The 15,027-nt window shown below is 61.9% G+C and carries 18 protein-coding genes and 1 pseudogene; 11 read left to right on the forward strand and 8 right to left on the reverse strand.

Going from position 1 to position 15,027, the window contains the following annotated elements; translation table 11 throughout:
• Positions 1-59: 59 nt before the first annotated feature.
• Positions 60-524 (reverse strand): Lrp/AsnC family transcriptional regulator, encoded by a 465-nt coding sequence (locus tag ACZ9BX_RS07520; RefSeq protein ID WP_132568034.1) that lies wholly within the window; start codon positions 522-524, stop codon positions 60-62.
• A gap of 159 nt (positions 525-683) precedes the next feature.
• Between ACZ9BX_RS07520 and ACZ9BX_RS07525 the strand changes: the two genes are divergently transcribed.
• The 4 genes and pseudogenes from ACZ9BX_RS07525 to ACZ9BX_RS07540 all read left to right on the forward strand — a co-directional run bounded on the left by ACZ9BX_RS07525 (position 684) and on the right by ACZ9BX_RS07540 (position 4,353).
• The gene (locus tag ACZ9BX_RS07525) at positions 684-1,403 is read left to right on the forward strand and encodes an aspartate/glutamate racemase family protein (RefSeq protein WP_476216817.1); all 720 of its coding nucleotides are present in this window, start codon (positions 684-686) and stop codon (positions 1,401-1,403) included.
• Positions 1,404-1,468: 65 nt separating this feature from the next.
• Complete coding sequence (locus tag ACZ9BX_RS07530; RefSeq protein WP_476216818.1) at positions 1,469-2,386, forward strand: bifunctional helix-turn-helix transcriptional regulator/GNAT family N-acetyltransferase; 918 nt, start codon at positions 1,469-1,471, stop codon at positions 2,384-2,386.
• A 60-nt stretch (positions 2,387-2,446) separates the two neighbouring features.
• Positions 2,447-3,065: pseudogene (locus ACZ9BX_RS07535) on the forward strand (TetR/AcrR family transcriptional regulator).
• A gap of 79 nt (positions 3,066-3,144) precedes the next feature.
• Complete coding sequence (locus ACZ9BX_RS07540; protein WP_476216819.1) at positions 3,145-4,353, forward strand: MFS transporter; 1,209 nt, start codon at positions 3,145-3,147, stop codon at positions 4,351-4,353.
• An 8-nt stretch (positions 4,354-4,361) separates the two neighbouring features.
• Here ACZ9BX_RS07540 and ACZ9BX_RS07545 read toward each other — a convergent pair whose 3' ends face one another.
• Positions 4,362-4,781, reverse strand: coding sequence for a winged helix-turn-helix transcriptional regulator (locus ACZ9BX_RS07545; RefSeq protein WP_476219919.1), 420 nt, complete (start codon positions 4,779-4,781; stop codon positions 4,362-4,364).
• A gap of 112 nt (positions 4,782-4,893) precedes the next feature.
• On the opposite strand from ACZ9BX_RS07545, the gene ACZ9BX_RS07550 reads away from it, so the two are divergent.
• Positions 4,894-5,781 carry an SDR family oxidoreductase gene (locus tag ACZ9BX_RS07550; RefSeq protein WP_476216821.1) on the forward strand — a complete coding sequence of 296 codons (888 nt, stop codon included), beginning with the start codon at positions 4,894-4,896 and terminating at the stop codon, positions 5,779-5,781.
• Positions 5,782-6,030: 249 nt separating this feature from the next.
• Here ACZ9BX_RS07550 and ACZ9BX_RS07555 read toward each other — a convergent pair whose 3' ends face one another.
• Positions 6,031-6,783 carry a pyridoxine 5'-phosphate synthase gene (locus ACZ9BX_RS07555; protein WP_476216822.1) on the reverse strand — a complete coding sequence of 251 codons (753 nt, stop codon included), beginning with the start codon at positions 6,781-6,783 and terminating at the stop codon, positions 6,031-6,033.
• 386 nt (positions 6,784-7,169) lie between these two features.
• On the opposite strand from ACZ9BX_RS07555, the gene ACZ9BX_RS07560 reads away from it, so the two are divergent.
• On the forward strand, positions 7,170-7,859 hold the full coding sequence (locus ACZ9BX_RS07560; protein ID WP_476216824.1) for a MerR family transcriptional regulator: 690 nt from the start codon (positions 7,170-7,172) through the stop codon (positions 7,857-7,859).
• A 34-nt stretch (positions 7,860-7,893) separates the two neighbouring features.
• Here the strand turns inward: ACZ9BX_RS07560 and ACZ9BX_RS07565 are convergent, their stop codons facing one another.
• Positions 7,894-9,021: an ATP-dependent DNA helicase gene (locus tag ACZ9BX_RS07565; protein WP_476216826.1), complete on the reverse strand. Its 1,128-nt coding sequence runs from the start codon at positions 9,019-9,021 to the stop codon at positions 7,894-7,896.
• 170 nt (positions 9,022-9,191) lie between these two features.
• On the opposite strand from ACZ9BX_RS07565, the gene ACZ9BX_RS07570 reads away from it, so the two are divergent.
• Positions 9,192-9,761, forward strand: coding sequence for a DUF922 domain-containing Zn-dependent protease (locus ACZ9BX_RS07570; protein ID WP_476219921.1), 570 nt, complete (start codon positions 9,192-9,194; stop codon positions 9,759-9,761).
• Here ACZ9BX_RS07570 and ACZ9BX_RS07575 read toward each other — a convergent pair.
• A complete protein-coding gene (locus ACZ9BX_RS07575) occupies positions 9,739-11,337 on the reverse strand; it encodes an ABC-F family ATP-binding cassette domain-containing protein (protein WP_476216828.1) in 1,599 nt (532 codons plus the stop codon). The genes ACZ9BX_RS07570 and ACZ9BX_RS07575 overlap by 23 nt on opposite strands.
• On the opposite strand from ACZ9BX_RS07575, the gene ACZ9BX_RS07580 reads away from it, so the two are divergent.
• The 4 genes from ACZ9BX_RS07580 to ACZ9BX_RS07595 all read left to right on the forward strand — a co-directional run bounded on the left by ACZ9BX_RS07580 (position 11,324) and on the right by ACZ9BX_RS07595 (position 13,281).
• Positions 11,324-11,530 (forward strand): hypothetical protein, encoded by a 207-nt coding sequence (locus ACZ9BX_RS07580; RefSeq protein ID WP_476216830.1) that lies wholly within the window; start codon positions 11,324-11,326, stop codon positions 11,528-11,530. The two genes, ACZ9BX_RS07575 and ACZ9BX_RS07580, sit on opposite strands and share 14 nt — an antisense overlap.
• 65 nt (positions 11,531-11,595) lie before the next feature.
• Positions 11,596-11,976: a COG4315 family predicted lipoprotein gene (locus ACZ9BX_RS07585; RefSeq protein ID WP_476216832.1), complete on the forward strand. Its 381-nt coding sequence runs from the start codon at positions 11,596-11,598 to the stop codon at positions 11,974-11,976.
• 10 nt (positions 11,977-11,986) lie between these two features.
• Entirely contained in the window at positions 11,987-12,502 is a 516-nt protein-coding gene (locus ACZ9BX_RS07590; protein ID WP_476216834.1) for an RNA polymerase sigma factor, read from the forward strand.
• Positions 12,499-13,281 carry an anti-sigma factor family protein gene (locus tag ACZ9BX_RS07595; protein ID WP_476216836.1) on the forward strand — a complete coding sequence of 261 codons (783 nt, stop codon included), beginning with the start codon at positions 12,499-12,501 and terminating at the stop codon, positions 13,279-13,281. The genes ACZ9BX_RS07590 and ACZ9BX_RS07595 overlap by 4 nt, the downstream gene beginning before the upstream one ends.
• A 3-nt stretch (positions 13,282-13,284) precedes the next feature.
• On the opposite strand, the gene ACZ9BX_RS07600 is transcribed toward ACZ9BX_RS07595, so the two are convergent.
• Genes ACZ9BX_RS07600 through nthA form a run of 3 tightly spaced genes read right to left on the reverse strand, consistent with a single transcriptional unit; the run spans position 13,285 to position 14,931 of the window.
• The gene (locus tag ACZ9BX_RS07600) at positions 13,285-13,656 is read right to left on the reverse strand and encodes a nitrile hydratase accessory protein (RefSeq protein WP_476216838.1); all 372 of its coding nucleotides are present in this window, start codon (positions 13,654-13,656) and stop codon (positions 13,285-13,287) included.
• On the reverse strand, positions 13,643-14,302 hold the full coding sequence (nthB, locus tag ACZ9BX_RS07605) for a nitrile hydratase subunit beta (protein ID WP_476216840.1): 660 nt from the start codon (positions 14,300-14,302) through the stop codon (positions 13,643-13,645). Before nthB ends, ACZ9BX_RS07600 begins: the two co-directional genes overlap by 14 nt.
• Positions 14,299-14,931: a nitrile hydratase subunit alpha gene (nthA, locus tag ACZ9BX_RS07610; protein ID WP_476216842.1), complete on the reverse strand. Its 633-nt coding sequence runs from the start codon at positions 14,929-14,931 to the stop codon at positions 14,299-14,301. Before nthA ends, nthB begins: the two co-directional genes overlap by 4 nt.
• Positions 14,932-15,027 lie beyond the last annotated feature (96 nt).

Raw genomic sequence — 15,027 nt, forward strand, 5'->3', positions numbered from 1 at the left:
AAATGTCACGCTTTACGGGCAGGTTTCAACTGCCGGTTCGGCATGGCTGCCCTGCAGTCTCAGTCGGCATAGCTGACCGGGATCGCTGTGCCGCCTTTCAGCAGTTCCATGGAGATCGACGCCGCGACCTCGAACAGCTCGATCTTGCGGACGATCTGCTTGTAGATGACGTCATAATGCTCGACGCGCGGCAGCACGATCTTCAGGATGTAATCCTGATTGCCCGTCAGCCGATGGGCTTCGACGATTTCCGGAATGCCGCTGATAGCCTTGCGGAACGTCTCGATCCATTCATCGGAATGGTGCGCCGTCTTGATCAGCGCAAAGACCGTGGTCGGCACGCCCATCTTTTCGCGGTCGAGCACGACGACGCGCCGGGCGATGTGGCCGCTTTCCTCGAGGCGCTGGATACGACGCGAACAGGCCGATACCGAAAGCGCGACACGCTCGGCAAGATCGCTGACGGAAATGCCGGCCTCCGCCTGGAGAAGATCGAGAATCTTTTTGTCACGATCATCAAGCATTGCCATCTTTCATATTGGCGCCGATTTTTTGCACGATACAGAGAAAATGGGCAAATTCCTAGATCAAGGCTGCAAAGTCGGTCAAAGAATGCAAAGATTCGGCGCGAAGACTGATGCATGCTTTGCGCAGATAGAAATCTGAACAGCGGGAGCGCGAAAATGCAGACAATCGGCTTGATCGGCGGCATGAGCTTTGAAAGCTCTGTGGTCTATTATCGTCTGGCGAACGAGATGGTGCGCGAACGCCTGGGCGGCCTCGCATCTGCCGAACTCGTCATGCACTCCGTCAATTTCGAAGAGATCGTCGCCATGCAGAAGGCCGGCGACTGGAACGCCGCTGCCGCGCGCCTCGGCGATGTCGCGCTTCGCCTGCAGGCCGCCGGTGCCAGTTGCATCCTGATCTGCACCAACACCATGCACCTGATCGCCGATCAGGTCGCATCCCGGCTCTCTGTTCCGCTGATCCATATCATCGACGAGACGGCGAAGTCGCTGAAGGCTGCCGGGCGCAAACGTCCGCTGCTGCTCGCAACGCGCTACACGATGGAGCATGGCTTTTACGCGGATCGCATGAAAAGCCTGGGCGTCGACGTGAGGGTTCCGGACGCAGACGACCGCACCATTATTCATGACATCATCTTCAACGAGCTTTGCGCCGGAAAAGTGCTCGACAGTTCTCAGGCAAAGCTGATGGAGATCATCGAACGCGAACGCGCAAATGGCGCGGACAGCATCATCCTCGGCTGCACCGAGATCTGCCTCATTCTCGATCCAAACAGGCTGCCCCTGCCCGGCTTCGACACCACGGCGATCCACGCGAAGGCCGCTGTCGACTTTTCGATCGGTGAAGTGCGGAGCGAGAAAACAGAAGCGGCGTAACATGCAGTTTACTTGACTCAGTCAACTAAATACAGGACAAAATCTCCTAATAGGAGGTTTTGTCCATGTATGACTCTGCTCTCATCGACGCTGCCCGCGACTTCAACCGCTTCTACACCAACTTCCTCGGCGTGCTGAACAAGGCCTACCTCGACACGCCCTTCACCCTGACGGATGCACGGGTGCTTTTCGAGATCGGCTCGCATGACGGCATCAGCGCCGTCACGCTGGTGCGCGATCTGCATCTGGACCCCGCTTACCTCAGCCGCATTCTGAAGCGCTTCCGCAGCGAGGGGCTGATCGAGACGAAGGCCGATCCTGCCGACCTGCGCAGCCAGACCATCAGTGTCACCAGCAAGGGATACGAGCAATTCCGGGAACTCGGCCACCGCGCGAATGCGCAGATTATTGAGCGTTTCGAGGCGCTTGCCCTTGGCGAGCGGCAAAGCGTCGTCAGCGCCATGCAGACTATCCGCTCGCTGCTCGACCCAAACCTAAAGCCGAACCCACCGATCATCCGCGCACACCGGCCGGGCGATATCGGCTGGATCGTCCAGAGCCAGGGCAAGGCCTATGCCGAGAAATATGGCTGGGACATGCGCTTCGAGGGCCTCGTCGCCGAGGTCGCCGGCAAGTTTCTGGCGAACTTCGACCCGGCGATGGAATATTGCTGGATCGCCGAGCGCAATGGAATCAACATCGGCTCGATCCTCGTCACGAACGGTGGCGACGGCATTGCCAAGCTCCGCCTCCTCTATGTCGACAAAGCGGCACGCGGCTTGGGACTTGGCAGAATGCTGGTCGACGAGTGCATCCGCTTCGCAAAAGCAAAAGGTTACCGGCAGATATCGCTCTGGACGAACGACGTCCTGCACGCCGCACGCGGGATCTACGTGAAGGCCGGATTCAGACTTGTCTCCGAGAAGAGACACCGCATGTTTGGCCCGGAGGAAACCGGCCAGACCTGGGTTCTCGAGCTCTGATTTCGCCGTCGCAAAAGTTTCGCTTGATTTGGAAACGATCATTTTCTAATTAGGTGAGCCATGACCACAGCGATCCTCGACGACAAAAGCCGACCCCGCGGCAGGCCGCGTGAATTCGACATGGATGCAGCACTCGACAAGGCGCTCTGCGTCTTTTCCGAACGCGGCTATCATGCGGCTTCCATCAGCGAATTGACCGACGCGATGGAGTTGACCTCCGGCAGCGTCTACAAGGCCTTCAAGGACAAGCGCGGCATCTTTCTGGCTGCCTTTAACCGGTACCGCGCCGTGCGCCGCGGCCTGCTTGATGAGCGCCTGGACAAGGCAGAGAGCGGGCGCGACAAGATTTACGAGCTCATGCGTTTCTACGCCGCGTCATCGCACGGCGACATCGGCCGCCGCGGCTGCCTCGTCGTCGGCAGCGCCAACGAGCTTGCGATCTTCGACGGGGGAAGCGGCAGAGCGCGTCGCCGCCGCCTTCGCGGCCAACGAAGCGTTGCTGCTGGACCTCATCCGTCTCGGCCAGTCCGACGGCTCTATCCCGGAAACGCTCGATGCGGCCACCACGGCTCGCGCCCTGCTCTGCCTCACGAAAGGCATGCGCGTCGCCGGCAAGACCGGCCGCCGCGAGGAAGACATGACAGCCGTCGCGGACGCCGCGATGAAACTTCTCGCCTGAGACGCTCCGCCCACAAAAAACGGGTGGCGCCGAACGACTTCAAGACCGATCCTCCCAGATCCGCATACCGGAGTTTTTCATGAGCATTTCAACTGCAACGAATGAGACCGCCGTGCCCCGGACGATCTCACCTTTGATGACGTTTCTTTTTGCGGCCGCCTGCGGCCTTGTTGCCGCAAATCTCTATTATGGGCAGCCGCTGGCCGGTCCGATCAGCGCCGATCTCGGTTTTACGCCGGCGGCCACCGGCCTGATCGTCACGCTGACACAGATCGGCTACGGCATCGGCCTGCTTCTCATCGTGCCGCTCGGCGATCTGCTCGAAAACCGCCGCCTCGCGCTGATGCTGATCCTGGTGTCGGCCGCCGCACTCATCGGTGCAGCACTTTCCTCAACGCCCGCCCTGTTCCTGCTGGCCTCGCTCTCTATCGGCCTCTCCTCGGTCGCGGTGCAGGTTCTGGTGCCTTTCGCCGTCCATATGGCGCCGGATGCGATGCGCGGTCGCGTCGTCGGCAACGTCATGAGCGGTCTTCTCTGCGGCATCATGCTGGCTCGCCCCTTTGCGAGCTTCGTCGCCGAAGCCTCGTCGTGGCACATGGTCTATTACATCACGGCGGCCGTCATGGTCGGACTGGTCCTCATCCTGCGCGCAAATCTGCCGGTTCGCGTCCCGCATACGAAGCTCGGCTACGGCGCCCTGCTCGCCTCGATGCTCCACCTTGCAGTGACGTCGCGCATCCTGCAGCGCCGCGCGCTCTATCAGGCAGGCATGTTCGGCGCCTTCAGCCTGTTCTGGACGACGACGCCGTTGCTGCTTGCAAGCCCGGCTTTCGGCCTCTCCCAGAACGGCATCGCGCTCTTCGCGCTTGCCGGCGCTTCCGGCGCCATCGCCTCGCCGATTGCTGGACGCCTCGCCGACCGTGGCCTGACGCAGGTTGCCTCGGCCTTTGCTATGCTGCTCGGCATGGCTGCCTTCGTCATCAGCCACTTCGCGGGCGACGGTTCGCTGACCGCGCTCGTCCTGCTGACGGCGGCGGCGATCCTTCTGGATTTCGGCGTGACGACCAATATGGTCTGCGGCCAGCGCTCGATCTACGCGATCAGTGCTGACCATCGCAGCCGCTTGAACGGTCTCTATATGGCGACCTTCTTTGCCGGCGGCGCTCTCGGCTCGGCGCTCGGCGGCTGGGCCTATGCGGCCGGGGGATGGACGATGACAGCCTGGATCGGCTTCTGCTTTCCGGCTTTCGCCTTCCTGCTCTTCCTTACCGAGGGGCGCGGCAAGTAAGCCGCATCTCAGCCTTCAGCGGCATCGAAGCGGGCGCGGGCGCCGCGAACGGCATCATGGTTCGCTTCCGCCCAGTTCAGAAGCAGCGCCAGGGTGGCGTAAAGCGAGCGCCCGAGTTCGGTGACCCGGTATTCGACGCTCGGCGGCTTCGTCGGAAATACCTCGCGCTCGATATAGCCCTCGCGCTGCAGGTCACGCAGCGTCTGCGTCAGCATCCTCTGCGAGATATCCGGTATCTTCCGCCGCAGCTCGCCGAAGCGGTAGGGCCGCGCGGCAAGCGCCTCCAAAAGCAGCGTCGACCACTTGCCGCCGATCTGCTGCATCATGTCCCTGACCGGGCAATTGTTAAAATCGAGACTGCCGAGATCGATCTCCCGGCGGATACCGGGGGCCGGCTTGCTCTTCAGATTGACGACAGCGCTCATAATGGGCTGGTTCCCTTTTGGTAACGTAGAGCGGAAAAACTGCCTTCTTTACAGCGCGAAGTCAATTCCTATTTTAGAGCTGCTCTCTTTTTGAGACTACCATAGAGGAAGACCTATGAGCGAAACGATTCTCGTCACCGGCGCCGCCGGCCAACTTGGCCAGCGCGTCATTCATCACCTGCTCGAAACATACAAGGTTCCGGCCGGAAGCATCGTCGCCGCCACCCGCGATCCGGCGAAACTCGCTTCGCTCGCCGCAAGGGGCGTCGCCACCCGCAAGGCCGACTTCGACGATGCGGCAAGCCTCGAAGCCGCCTTCAAGGGCGTCGATCGGCTGCTCATCATCAGCACCGACGCGCTCGCCGTTCCCGGCCAGCGCCTGACGCAGCACAAGGCCGCCGTGGAGGCTGCCGCCAAGGCGGGCGTGAAGCACATCGCCTATACCTCGATGCCCTCGCCGGACAAGTCGGTCGTCACTTTCGCACCGGATCACCTCGGCACCGAAAACGTCATCAAGGCAGCCGGCATTCCCTACACGATCATCCGTAACGCCTGGTATTTCGACAATTATCTGCACGGCATGCCGCATAACCTGCAGTCCGGCAACTGGTACACGGCAAGCGGCGACGGCAAGATCTCCAATATCTCCCGCGAAGACTGCGCATTGGCGATCGCCGCCGCCCTCGCCTCCGGCACGGGCGAAAGCGCGACCTACACGCTAACGGGCAGCGAAGCGCTGACGGCCGACGAGATCGCCACCGGCATCGCCGCTGCTGTCGGAAAGCCCCTACAGGCCGTCAAAGTCAGCGACGAGCAGCTCGGCCAGGGTATGCGGGGCGCGGGCCTTCCCGATTTCGTCGCCGACATGCTGGTCTCCGCCGATGCCAACATCCGCGCCGGCAACTTCGATCTCGTCACGGACGACTTCAAGACGCTGACCGGCAAGCAGACGCAGAAGCTCAAGGACTTCTTCGTTGCAAACAAGGCGGCGCTGCTGGCCTAGGCCGCTTGCGCTTATAGGAGGCTGGCGCACCGGGACAAAGAGCACGTCGCCGCCTCTTGAGCCGCTGCGCCTCCAAACACTCCGTCATGCTTGGGCTTGACCCGAGCATCCAGTCCTACATCGGCTAGTAGCGGCTTGGATCCTCGGCTCAAGGCCGAGGATTCCGGCGGAGGGTTTAGGGACGGAAGAGAACCGGCCCTGCGGTGACGCGTTTATCGCCGATCGGCATCTACCGAAAATCCGATGACCTCAAACCTTCTGCCCGCAGGCCCGGCAGAACCGCCGCACCGTTTCCGCCATGCCGTATTCCAGCGCATCGGCCGTCAGGCCGTGGCCGATCGAAACTTCCGCAAGCTTCGGGATGCGCGTCACGAGCGGCGGCAGGTTGGCCACAGTCAGGTCATGGCCGGCATTGACGCCCAGGCCGATCGCAAGGGCTGCGTCCGCCGTCTTGCCGAGCACTTCGAGAATGGGGCCTGCCCGCTCCGGCGCGTCGTAACAGCCGCCATAGGGGCCGGTGTAAAGCTCGATCCGGTCCGCCCCCACCGCCTTGGCGATCTTAACCGCCTCGGCATCGCCGTCGCCATCGGCAAACAGCGAAACGCGGGATCCCATCTTCTTCAGCCGTCCGATGACGTCCGTGAGGAAGGCCTGGTGTTTGCGGAAATCCCAGCCGTGGTCGGATGTCGCCTGCGACGGATCATCGGGCACGAGGGTCACCTGCTCGGGTGCGGCATCCTTGCAGAGCTCGAGGAATTCCTCCGTCGGATAGCCCTCGATATTGAACTCTGCTTCCGGAAACTCGTCGTCGATCAGGTTGCGGATCACCGGTAGGTCAGAGAATCGGATATGCCGCTGGTCCGGCCGCGGATGGACGGTCAGCCCGCTGGCACCCGACTGCAAGGCGATGCGCCCCAGCCCTTCCACGCTCGGCCAAGGCAGATCGCGCCTGTTGCGCAGCATGGCGATGGCGTTGAGGTTCACGGAAAGCGTCGTCGGCATGTCGATGATCCATTCGATATCGGTAAAGCGTGAGCTGCTTTTATGCCAACGAACCGGCCGAGGCCAACGAGATTCGCATATGGCTGCATGCAAATCTGTGATGGACGCCTCACCAGAGATTCAGCGACGCCCGCTGCCAATCCGGCTAACGTCACGCCGGAATCAAGTTTTCGAATGCTGCGCGTTGCTATCCTATTTAAGAACGATTATTTTTAGCACTTACAAAAATGCCCATTCACGCATAACGTGAGAATAAGTATCGAGTAAGTACGCCGCGTACTGCTTCTTCCCGACGACAAGAACGCCTCGAGGAAACACCACTCCGCAGCGCCTTCGAAGCAACTGGCAAACCGCATGAGGTGCAACTATTTGCTCCAGGAGGGTTCATGCCAGACGGTGCCAAACGTGCCGCCGGTAAAGCTTCGGAAAGCCGGTCCAGGTCCAGATACCGGTTCCTGCCATCTGCAGCACTACCGCCGGATTTGCCTGAGGGACCGGTGCCAATCGCCGAAATGGCGAACGCATTCGGGGTCACACACAGGACACTCCATTTCTACGAAGAGAAACGACTGCTCTCGGCAAGCCGCATCGGCCTGATGCGCGTTTACGGCGAAGACGACGTCATGCGCATGGCCGTCATCAACATCTGCCGCGAGGCAGGGATGCCGATCGCCGTCATTCAGGAACTAATGGGCGATCTGGGCCGCGCTGCCTCACAGGAGGAAGCCGAGGCAATCTTCCAGGAGGCGCTCGCCGTCCGCAAGCGCGAGCTAACGGCGGAAATGTCGACACTGCACCGTCAGCTACAGCAGGTCAGCGACCTGCTCGACCCCGACGCCAGCAGCGAGATACCGTCGCTGAACGACAACGAGGATCAATCCACTCTTTCAGATAAGGAACTGCGCTGCCTCTCTTTGATGGCCGAGGGCTTTTCGACGCAGCGCATCGCCCGGTCGCTTGACCTGAAGCATGACGAAGCACAGGCGCTCGAAGCCGACATCATCTTGAAGTTCCGCGCAAACAACCGCTTCCAGGCGATCGCCAAGGCGGTGCTTCTCGGCATCGTCAAGATTTGACGCTCCGGCAACGGCCGCCACCGTTTCCGCAGCGTCACCGCACGATTGTCAACGTTTCCGCCGCGCGGGTGATCGCCGTGTAAAGCCAGCGTTCGCGGGTATCGCGGAAGGCCCAGCTTTCATCGAAGAGCACGACATTGTTCCACTGCGAGCCCTGCGCCTTGTGCACGGTCAGAGCATAGCCGTAATCGAATTCGTCGTAGCGCTTGCGCGTATTCCACGGGATTTCGCCTTCGACATCCTCGAAAGCCTGCTTCAGCAGCTTGATCTTGGCCGCGCCGCGATCCATGTCGTCGTCTTCCGGCCGCACGAGCAGGTTGATACCCGGCTTCGTCGTCTCCTTCGACGAGGTCATCACCTGCCAGAGCGAGCCGTTGAGCAGCCCCTTGGCGGGGTCGTTGCGCAGACAGACGAGCTTGTCGCCAGTCTGTGGATAATCCGCCGTGAAGCCCTTCAACTCGCGCAGCCGCTGGTTATAGCGCCGCCGCGTGCGGTTGGTGCCGACGAGCACCTGGTCGGCGTCGAGCACCAGCGCCTGGTTGACCTCGTTCTTCGAGATCACCTGGGCGGTGCCGTAGTCGCCATGCATGATTTCGTTGCCCTCGCGCACCTGCATGGCAAGCTTAATGATTGGATTGTCACGCGCCTGCCGGTGGATGTCCGTCAGTAGGTAATCCGGCTCCTGATTGGTGAAGAAGCCGCCACCCGAAACCGGCGGCAGCTGGCCGGGGTCGCCGAGCACCAGGATCGGCGTGCCGAAACTCATGAGATCCTTGCCGAGCGCCTCGTCCACCATCGAGCATTCGTCGACGATGATCAGCGCAGCCTTGGCAACCGGGCTCTGCCGGTTGATGGAAAACATCGGCGCGATCGAGGTCTTGCCGGTCTGCTCGTCCTCGATCGCCTCTTCGCCGCGCGGACGGTAGATCAGCGAATGGATGGTCTTGGCGTTGCTCGCCCCGCGCGAACGCAGCACCTGCGCCGCCTTGCCGGTGAAGGCGGCAAACAGCACGTCGCCGTCGACATTCTCCGCAAAATGCTTGGCGAGCGTCGTCTTGCCCGTTCCGGCATAGCCGAACAGACGGAAGAGCGGCGACCGGCCCTCCTTCAGCCATTTCGAAACGGCCTTCAGGGCTTCGTCCTGTTGCGGAGCAAATTGCATGCGAGCGACTTGGCAGGATTCGCCGCTGCGAAGCAAGGCGGAAAAATGCGCCAGGAGGTAGCTGCCGCGCGATTGCCTGCTTTCAGCCGCTTGAACGCAGGTTTTGCGCCCTTTAGTGTCGCCGCGTTGCCTGAGGGATTCGCGTGAGAAGAAGCATTCAACTCTGCCTGATGATGTTGGCTGTGCCGATGCCTGCTGCCGCCCAGGCGGAATGGCTGGCCGTCGAACAGGTCAAGCCCTACGCCATCACCGGCAAATCCGGCGCCGAGCTCTACGCATCGATCGGCGAACATGGCCCGAAGGCCGGCATCGGACGCGTGATCGCGCATACGACGTTCAAGCTCACCTGGACCAGGAAGTACGAGCCGCAGCCGGACAAATCCTGCAAGCTGACGGTGGCGCGGCCGAAACTGATCATCACCTATACGCTGCCGAAGCCTTCGACGCAGCTACCGCCTGCGACCAAGGTGAGTTGGGAGAGCTTCATTACAGGCGTCGAGACCCACGAGCGCTGGCACGGCGAAACCATCAAGCATATGGTCAAGGCGATCGAGGCCTACAGCCTTGGCCTCACCGCCGCCGACGATCCGGACTGCAGCAAGATCCGCGTCGTGCTGACGAAACGCCTCGGCGAACTCTCCGGCTACCAGCGCCAGCAGGGCCGCGATTTCGACAAGGTCGAGATGGGCCAAGGCGGCAACATCCAGCAGCTCATCCTCAAGCTGGTGAATGGCCCGTAGGCAATTCCAGTCTGCGCGTAATCCCAATGCCGTCCAGAAAGACGTCGTCGTGACTGACGACCAGTAGCGCGCCGTCATAGGCACGCAATCCGCTTTCGACCGCAGCGATCGAATCGATGTCGAGATGATTGGTCGGTTCGTCGAGGATCAGGAGCGAGGGTGGTTTCGGTCCGCCCAGAACGCACGCCAAGCCGGCCCGCAGCAGCTGGCCGCCGCTGAGCGTCGATACGATCTGGAGCGCCGCATCGGCCCTGAACATGAACCGGGCGAGCGCCGCCCGGCAGGCATTTTCGGCCGCGCGTGTGTTTATCCGCAGAAAATTGTCGCGAATCGAGATCGACGGATCGAGCAGGCTCACCTGCTGGTCGAGCATTGCGAACTTGGTCATGACTGAAACCGTCCCGGTCCATGGCTTCAACGCCCCGGTGACAAGCGCCAGCAATGTCGTCTTGCCCGAACCGTTCGGGCCGGTAACGGCGATGCGCTCCGGTCCAACGATATCGAAGGACAGATCGCTAAGGACCGCATCGGCAGGACGATAGCCTGCCGTCACGGAGTCCATCTTCAGGACAACCTTGTTGGCAGGCAGTCCAGCCGGCGGCAGCGTTACCGAAAAAGGCTGCAGGATTTCGATCCTCTCGTGCGCGGCGGCGGCATCTTCGAGCGCCTGGGTACGCCTGCGTTCGGCAAGCCGGGCGTTGTCGCCGCGTGTTGCTTCGCTACGCCGTTTCAATCCGCCGGCGACGATGCGCGGCATGTCGCCCTTGGCGGCCTTCTTCCGGCCGGCGCGATCCCTGCGCGCTTGCCGTTCGGCCGTCGCTTGCGCGCTTCGCTCAACCTCGGCCACGCGCTTCTCAGCGTCGGCGAGATCATGCTGCGCTGCAGCCAGCTCGAGAGCCTTGCGCTCCCGGTACTGGCTCCAGTTGCCGCCGTAACGGGTCGCACCGAGCGACGTCAGCTCGACGATCGCGTCCATGGTTTCGAGCAGCTCCCGGTCATGGCTGACGGCGATGGCTCCCGCCCGCCAGTTTGCGAGCAGGTCGATGACGGCTCGGCGTCCATCGCGGTCGAGATTGTTGGTCGGCTCGTCGAGGATGAGAAAATCGGGCTCGACGAAGATCAGTGCGGCAAGTCCCGCCCGCGTGCGCTGTCCGCCCGACAGCGCGGCAAGACGTGTCCCGGGCTCAGCATCGATCCCGGTGCGATCGAGAGCGGAGGCCATGCGTGCTTCCAGCGTCCAGTCGGCAGACGCAAGCTCTTCGGCCGTCGCTTCGCCCGCCTCGGCCCGCCGAAGGACGGCGAGCGCCTCGGTCACGCCGAAGAGATCGTTAACTGTTTCGTCGGCTTCCACCCGGACGCTTTGGCGCAGCACGCCCAGGCTACCGCCCAAAGCTATCGTCCCAGACTGAGGCTGGAGTTCGCCGGAGATCAACTTGAGAAGCGTCGTCTTGCCGACGCCGTTGCGGCCGACAAGACCTGCGCGGTCCGTGCCGAAGTTCAGATCGAGATTTGAGAAAAGCGGCCGGCCGTCAGGCGTGGACCACGACAGATTGGAGAGAGTGATGGATGCAGGCATGGATATGACGTTCCCCGGTGGCAAGGCGAATTGGCGTTGCGATCGGGTTGAAATCCATTGCTGCACACATCCTGTTCAAATGATCGATTGCCGGCAATTTAAGCGACGAATGTTTCTGGTTCAAGGCGGGCAAGTCGCCATCATTTGCAAACGAGGCATTCATTTCAATAATTTCATCCTCTGCATGGAATAAAATCACGGCTCCCCGTGTCTCATCTCCGGCAGCGAAAAGCCTGCCGAACGTGAGGAGAGACCCGCATGAAATCCGCAAAATTCGTGATCGCTTTCGCCGTCGTATCCGCTGCGGCAACGGCTGCATTCGCGGCAGAGCCGGTGATGACCGTCGAGACCGCCAAGGGCAAAGTGCTTGCCGGCGAAAACGGCATGACGCTCTACACCTTCAAGAAGGATACGAAGGGCGTTTCCAATTGCTACGACCAATGCGCCACGAACTGGCCGCCACTGAAGGCCGCTAGCGATGCGAAGGCCGATGGGGCATATTCGATCATCGATCGCAAGGACGGCACGAAGCAATGGGCCAAGGACGGCATGCCGCTCTATTTCTGGGTGAAGGATACCAAGAAGGGCGATATCACCGGCGATGGCGTGGGCGGCAACTGGGAGCTTGCCAAGCCCTGAGTGAACCGGCGTGAAGACACCCGCACCTGAAACATTCGAGGGCCAGATCCTGGCCCTCCTTCCCTCGCTCCGGCGCTATTCGCGAAGCCTCACCCGCTCCGACGCCGATGGCGAGGATCTGCTGCAGGACTGTGTCGAGAAAGTGCTTGCCCGCCGCTCGCAGTGGCGCGGCCTGAACCTGCGCGGCTGGGCGCTGACCATCATGACCAATCTCTACCGCAACACGCGCCGCCAGACCCCGCCCGGCATGATGGTCGAGCTTGACAGTGCCGAGGTCCTGCCCTCGCCTGAGACGCCCGCCGACCCGCTGGAGCGCTTGCGGCTGGAAGATGCGCTGAACAGCCTTTCGGAGGAGAACCGTGCCGTGCTGATGCTGGTGGTCGTCGAAGGCTATACCTACAGCGAGGTGGCCGCCGTGCTCGACATACCCGTCGGCACCGTCATGTCACGCCTGTCGCGCGCCCGCCAGAGGCTTGGGGACCGAATGAAGGCTGACAATGTGATTACGCTTCGGAGACCGAAATGAACGAAACCAACCCGACCGTGCCCGAAGCGGACCTCCACGCCTATGCCGACGGGCAGTTGCCCGAAAGCGCCCGCGCCCGTGTCGAGACATGGCTGCAGGACAATCCCGAGGACGCCGCCAAGGTGACGGCATGGCAGGCACAGAATGCCGCGATCCGCGCGATGTTCGCGCCTTACGAAAAATCCAAGGAAAGCGACATCCTGCTGGTCAAGCCGGAGAATGGCGCTTCCATTTGGGCAAGACGCTCGGCCATCGCCGCAGCTGCCGTTTTCCTCTTCGCGCTTGGCGCCCTTGCCGGTCATTACGGCCCTCCGCTCCTCCAGCAACCCGAGCTGCAGCTTGCCGCTTCCGAGACGCTGCCGGCAGAGGCACAGAACGCATTCCTGGTCTATGCAGGCGAGGTTCGCCACCCGGTCGAGGTCTTCGCCAACGAGGAGGCGCATCTGGCGACCTGGCTCGGCAAACGGCTGTCGATCCCGAACCTGAAGGTGCCGGACCTGCAGCCCCTCGGCTTCCGGCTCGTCGGCGGACGGCTGCTGCCGGTGGATGGAAAGCCGGGTGCGATGTTCATGTACGAGAACCAGGCGGGCGAACGCCTGACCGCGCTGGTCGGCCGCAACAAGGCGAACCGGACGACGAGCTTCCGCTTCGCGTCCGCCGGCAATGTCGAGACGTTCTACTGGATCGACGGCGAACTCGGTTATGCTGTCACCGGCGAGATTTCGCGCGACATGCTGCGGCAGGTGGCCGAGGAGTGCTACAAGCAGTTTCCGTCGTGACGATCAGCGCAGCGGATCGTTGGAACGCTCGATCGGCTTTCCATGCGGCGTCGCTTCCGCGGCACGCTGCCAGCTCTCCTGCAGCAAAAGGATAGCACCAGCATCGGCGATGCCCTTGCTGACAAGGAGCGAGGAAAGCGCTGCAACCCAGCAGTCGAAATAGTCGCTGCCGTCGATTGCCCGGCCGGGCCTGTGCAGTTCGGCCGAAAGCGTCTCCGCCCATTCGCTCCATGTGAAGAGACTGCGTTCGTGGAGGTGTACCGTCATTGCAAAAGCTGCAGCCGCCCAGGGCTCGGGAAAGACGGGCTCGCCATCGGCGGATTTCGGCAGCTCGGGCGATCGCGCCAGCGGCGAAGCCGTTTCACACAGGCTCAAGATAGCTCTCCCAGGCATCGATCGAAACCGTCAGCGAGGAATCGGCGCCCTCGCCCCAGATTTCCTTCCCGTTGAACACGACGGTATAGACCCATTGCGGATTCTCGCCCTTGCCATGCGCATTGTCGTCCGGGAACACAAAGGAGCCCTGCACCGCCTCGATCACGCCGCTCCTGGCACGCGCATAGCGCGGCAACCGGGTATGCGTTTCCGGATTGAAATTCTTCGTCCGGACCTTGTCGCCGACGGCAAAGCGCGCAGCCGTTTCCACCGGACGGTCGCAAGCGCCTCCGCGCGCCAGAACGCTTGCAACCATATCCGCCTTCAGAACCCGTTTCGGCACCGCTCCGGCCGTCTGCTTGTGCCCGGCGTCGATCTCCGCAGCCGTTGCGAACCCGTGCCGCTCGAGCAGCACTTCCAGCGCCCGCATCCATATTTCGTAATAGCTTGCGGAAAGATAATCAGCCGGCGGAATGTTCTCGCGCGCGTGCCGGCTCTCGTCGATCGTCCAGGCGCCGAAGGCACCGCAGGATAGCGTCAGGCCGAGCGCTCGTTTCTCCCATTCGGCATGGAAATACGGCTCGTCCTTTTCAGGCGCGACCGGCCCGAACCCCATCTGTCCGCCAAGATCGTGCGGCCCATTCATGCGGCAACTCCCGGCGCGGAGGCAATTGCTGTTCCGATCATCGCATCGCGGCTGACGAGACCGGCAAGTTGCTGCTCGCTCAGACCTTCCGTTCCCTCGGGACGCTCGGGAATGACGAGATAGCGCAGCTCGGCCGTCGAATCCCAGACGCGGATTTTCTTCTCCGCCGCAAGCGTCAGGCCGAATTCGGCAAGCACGCCGCGCGGATCAATCACCACCCGCGCGCGATAGGCCGGCGCCTTGTACCAAACCGGCGGCAGGCCGAGCACCGACCATGGATAACAGGAGCAAAGCGTGCAGACGACGAGGTTATGAGTCTCCGGCGTATTGAAGACCGCGCGCATATGTTCGCCTTGCCGTCCGGTATAACCGAGGCTCGCAATCGCCGCCGTAGCATCGGTCTTCAGCCATTCGGCAAACGCGGCATCGCTCCAGGCCTTAGCAACGACATGGGCGCCGTTGCGCGGGCCGATCTTCGTCTCATAGGTCTCGACGATCGCATCGATCGCCGCCGGATCGATCAACCCCTTCTCCGTCAGCACCGTCTCCAGTGCTTTCACGCGCGCCTGCATGTCGGAATAGCGGTTGTCGTGATGATGGTCGTGGTCGTGATCAGGATGATCGTGCAAGACGAGGCCCTCCGCGCATGAAACCTTATCTTAAGGCGCTTGGAGGCAACCCGCCAAGCCAATCTATGCGCCTTGCGGTTTTTCGATAGTCTCGGC

The sequence above is a fragment of the Rhizobium sp. USDA 3886 genome (assembly GCF_056279785.1).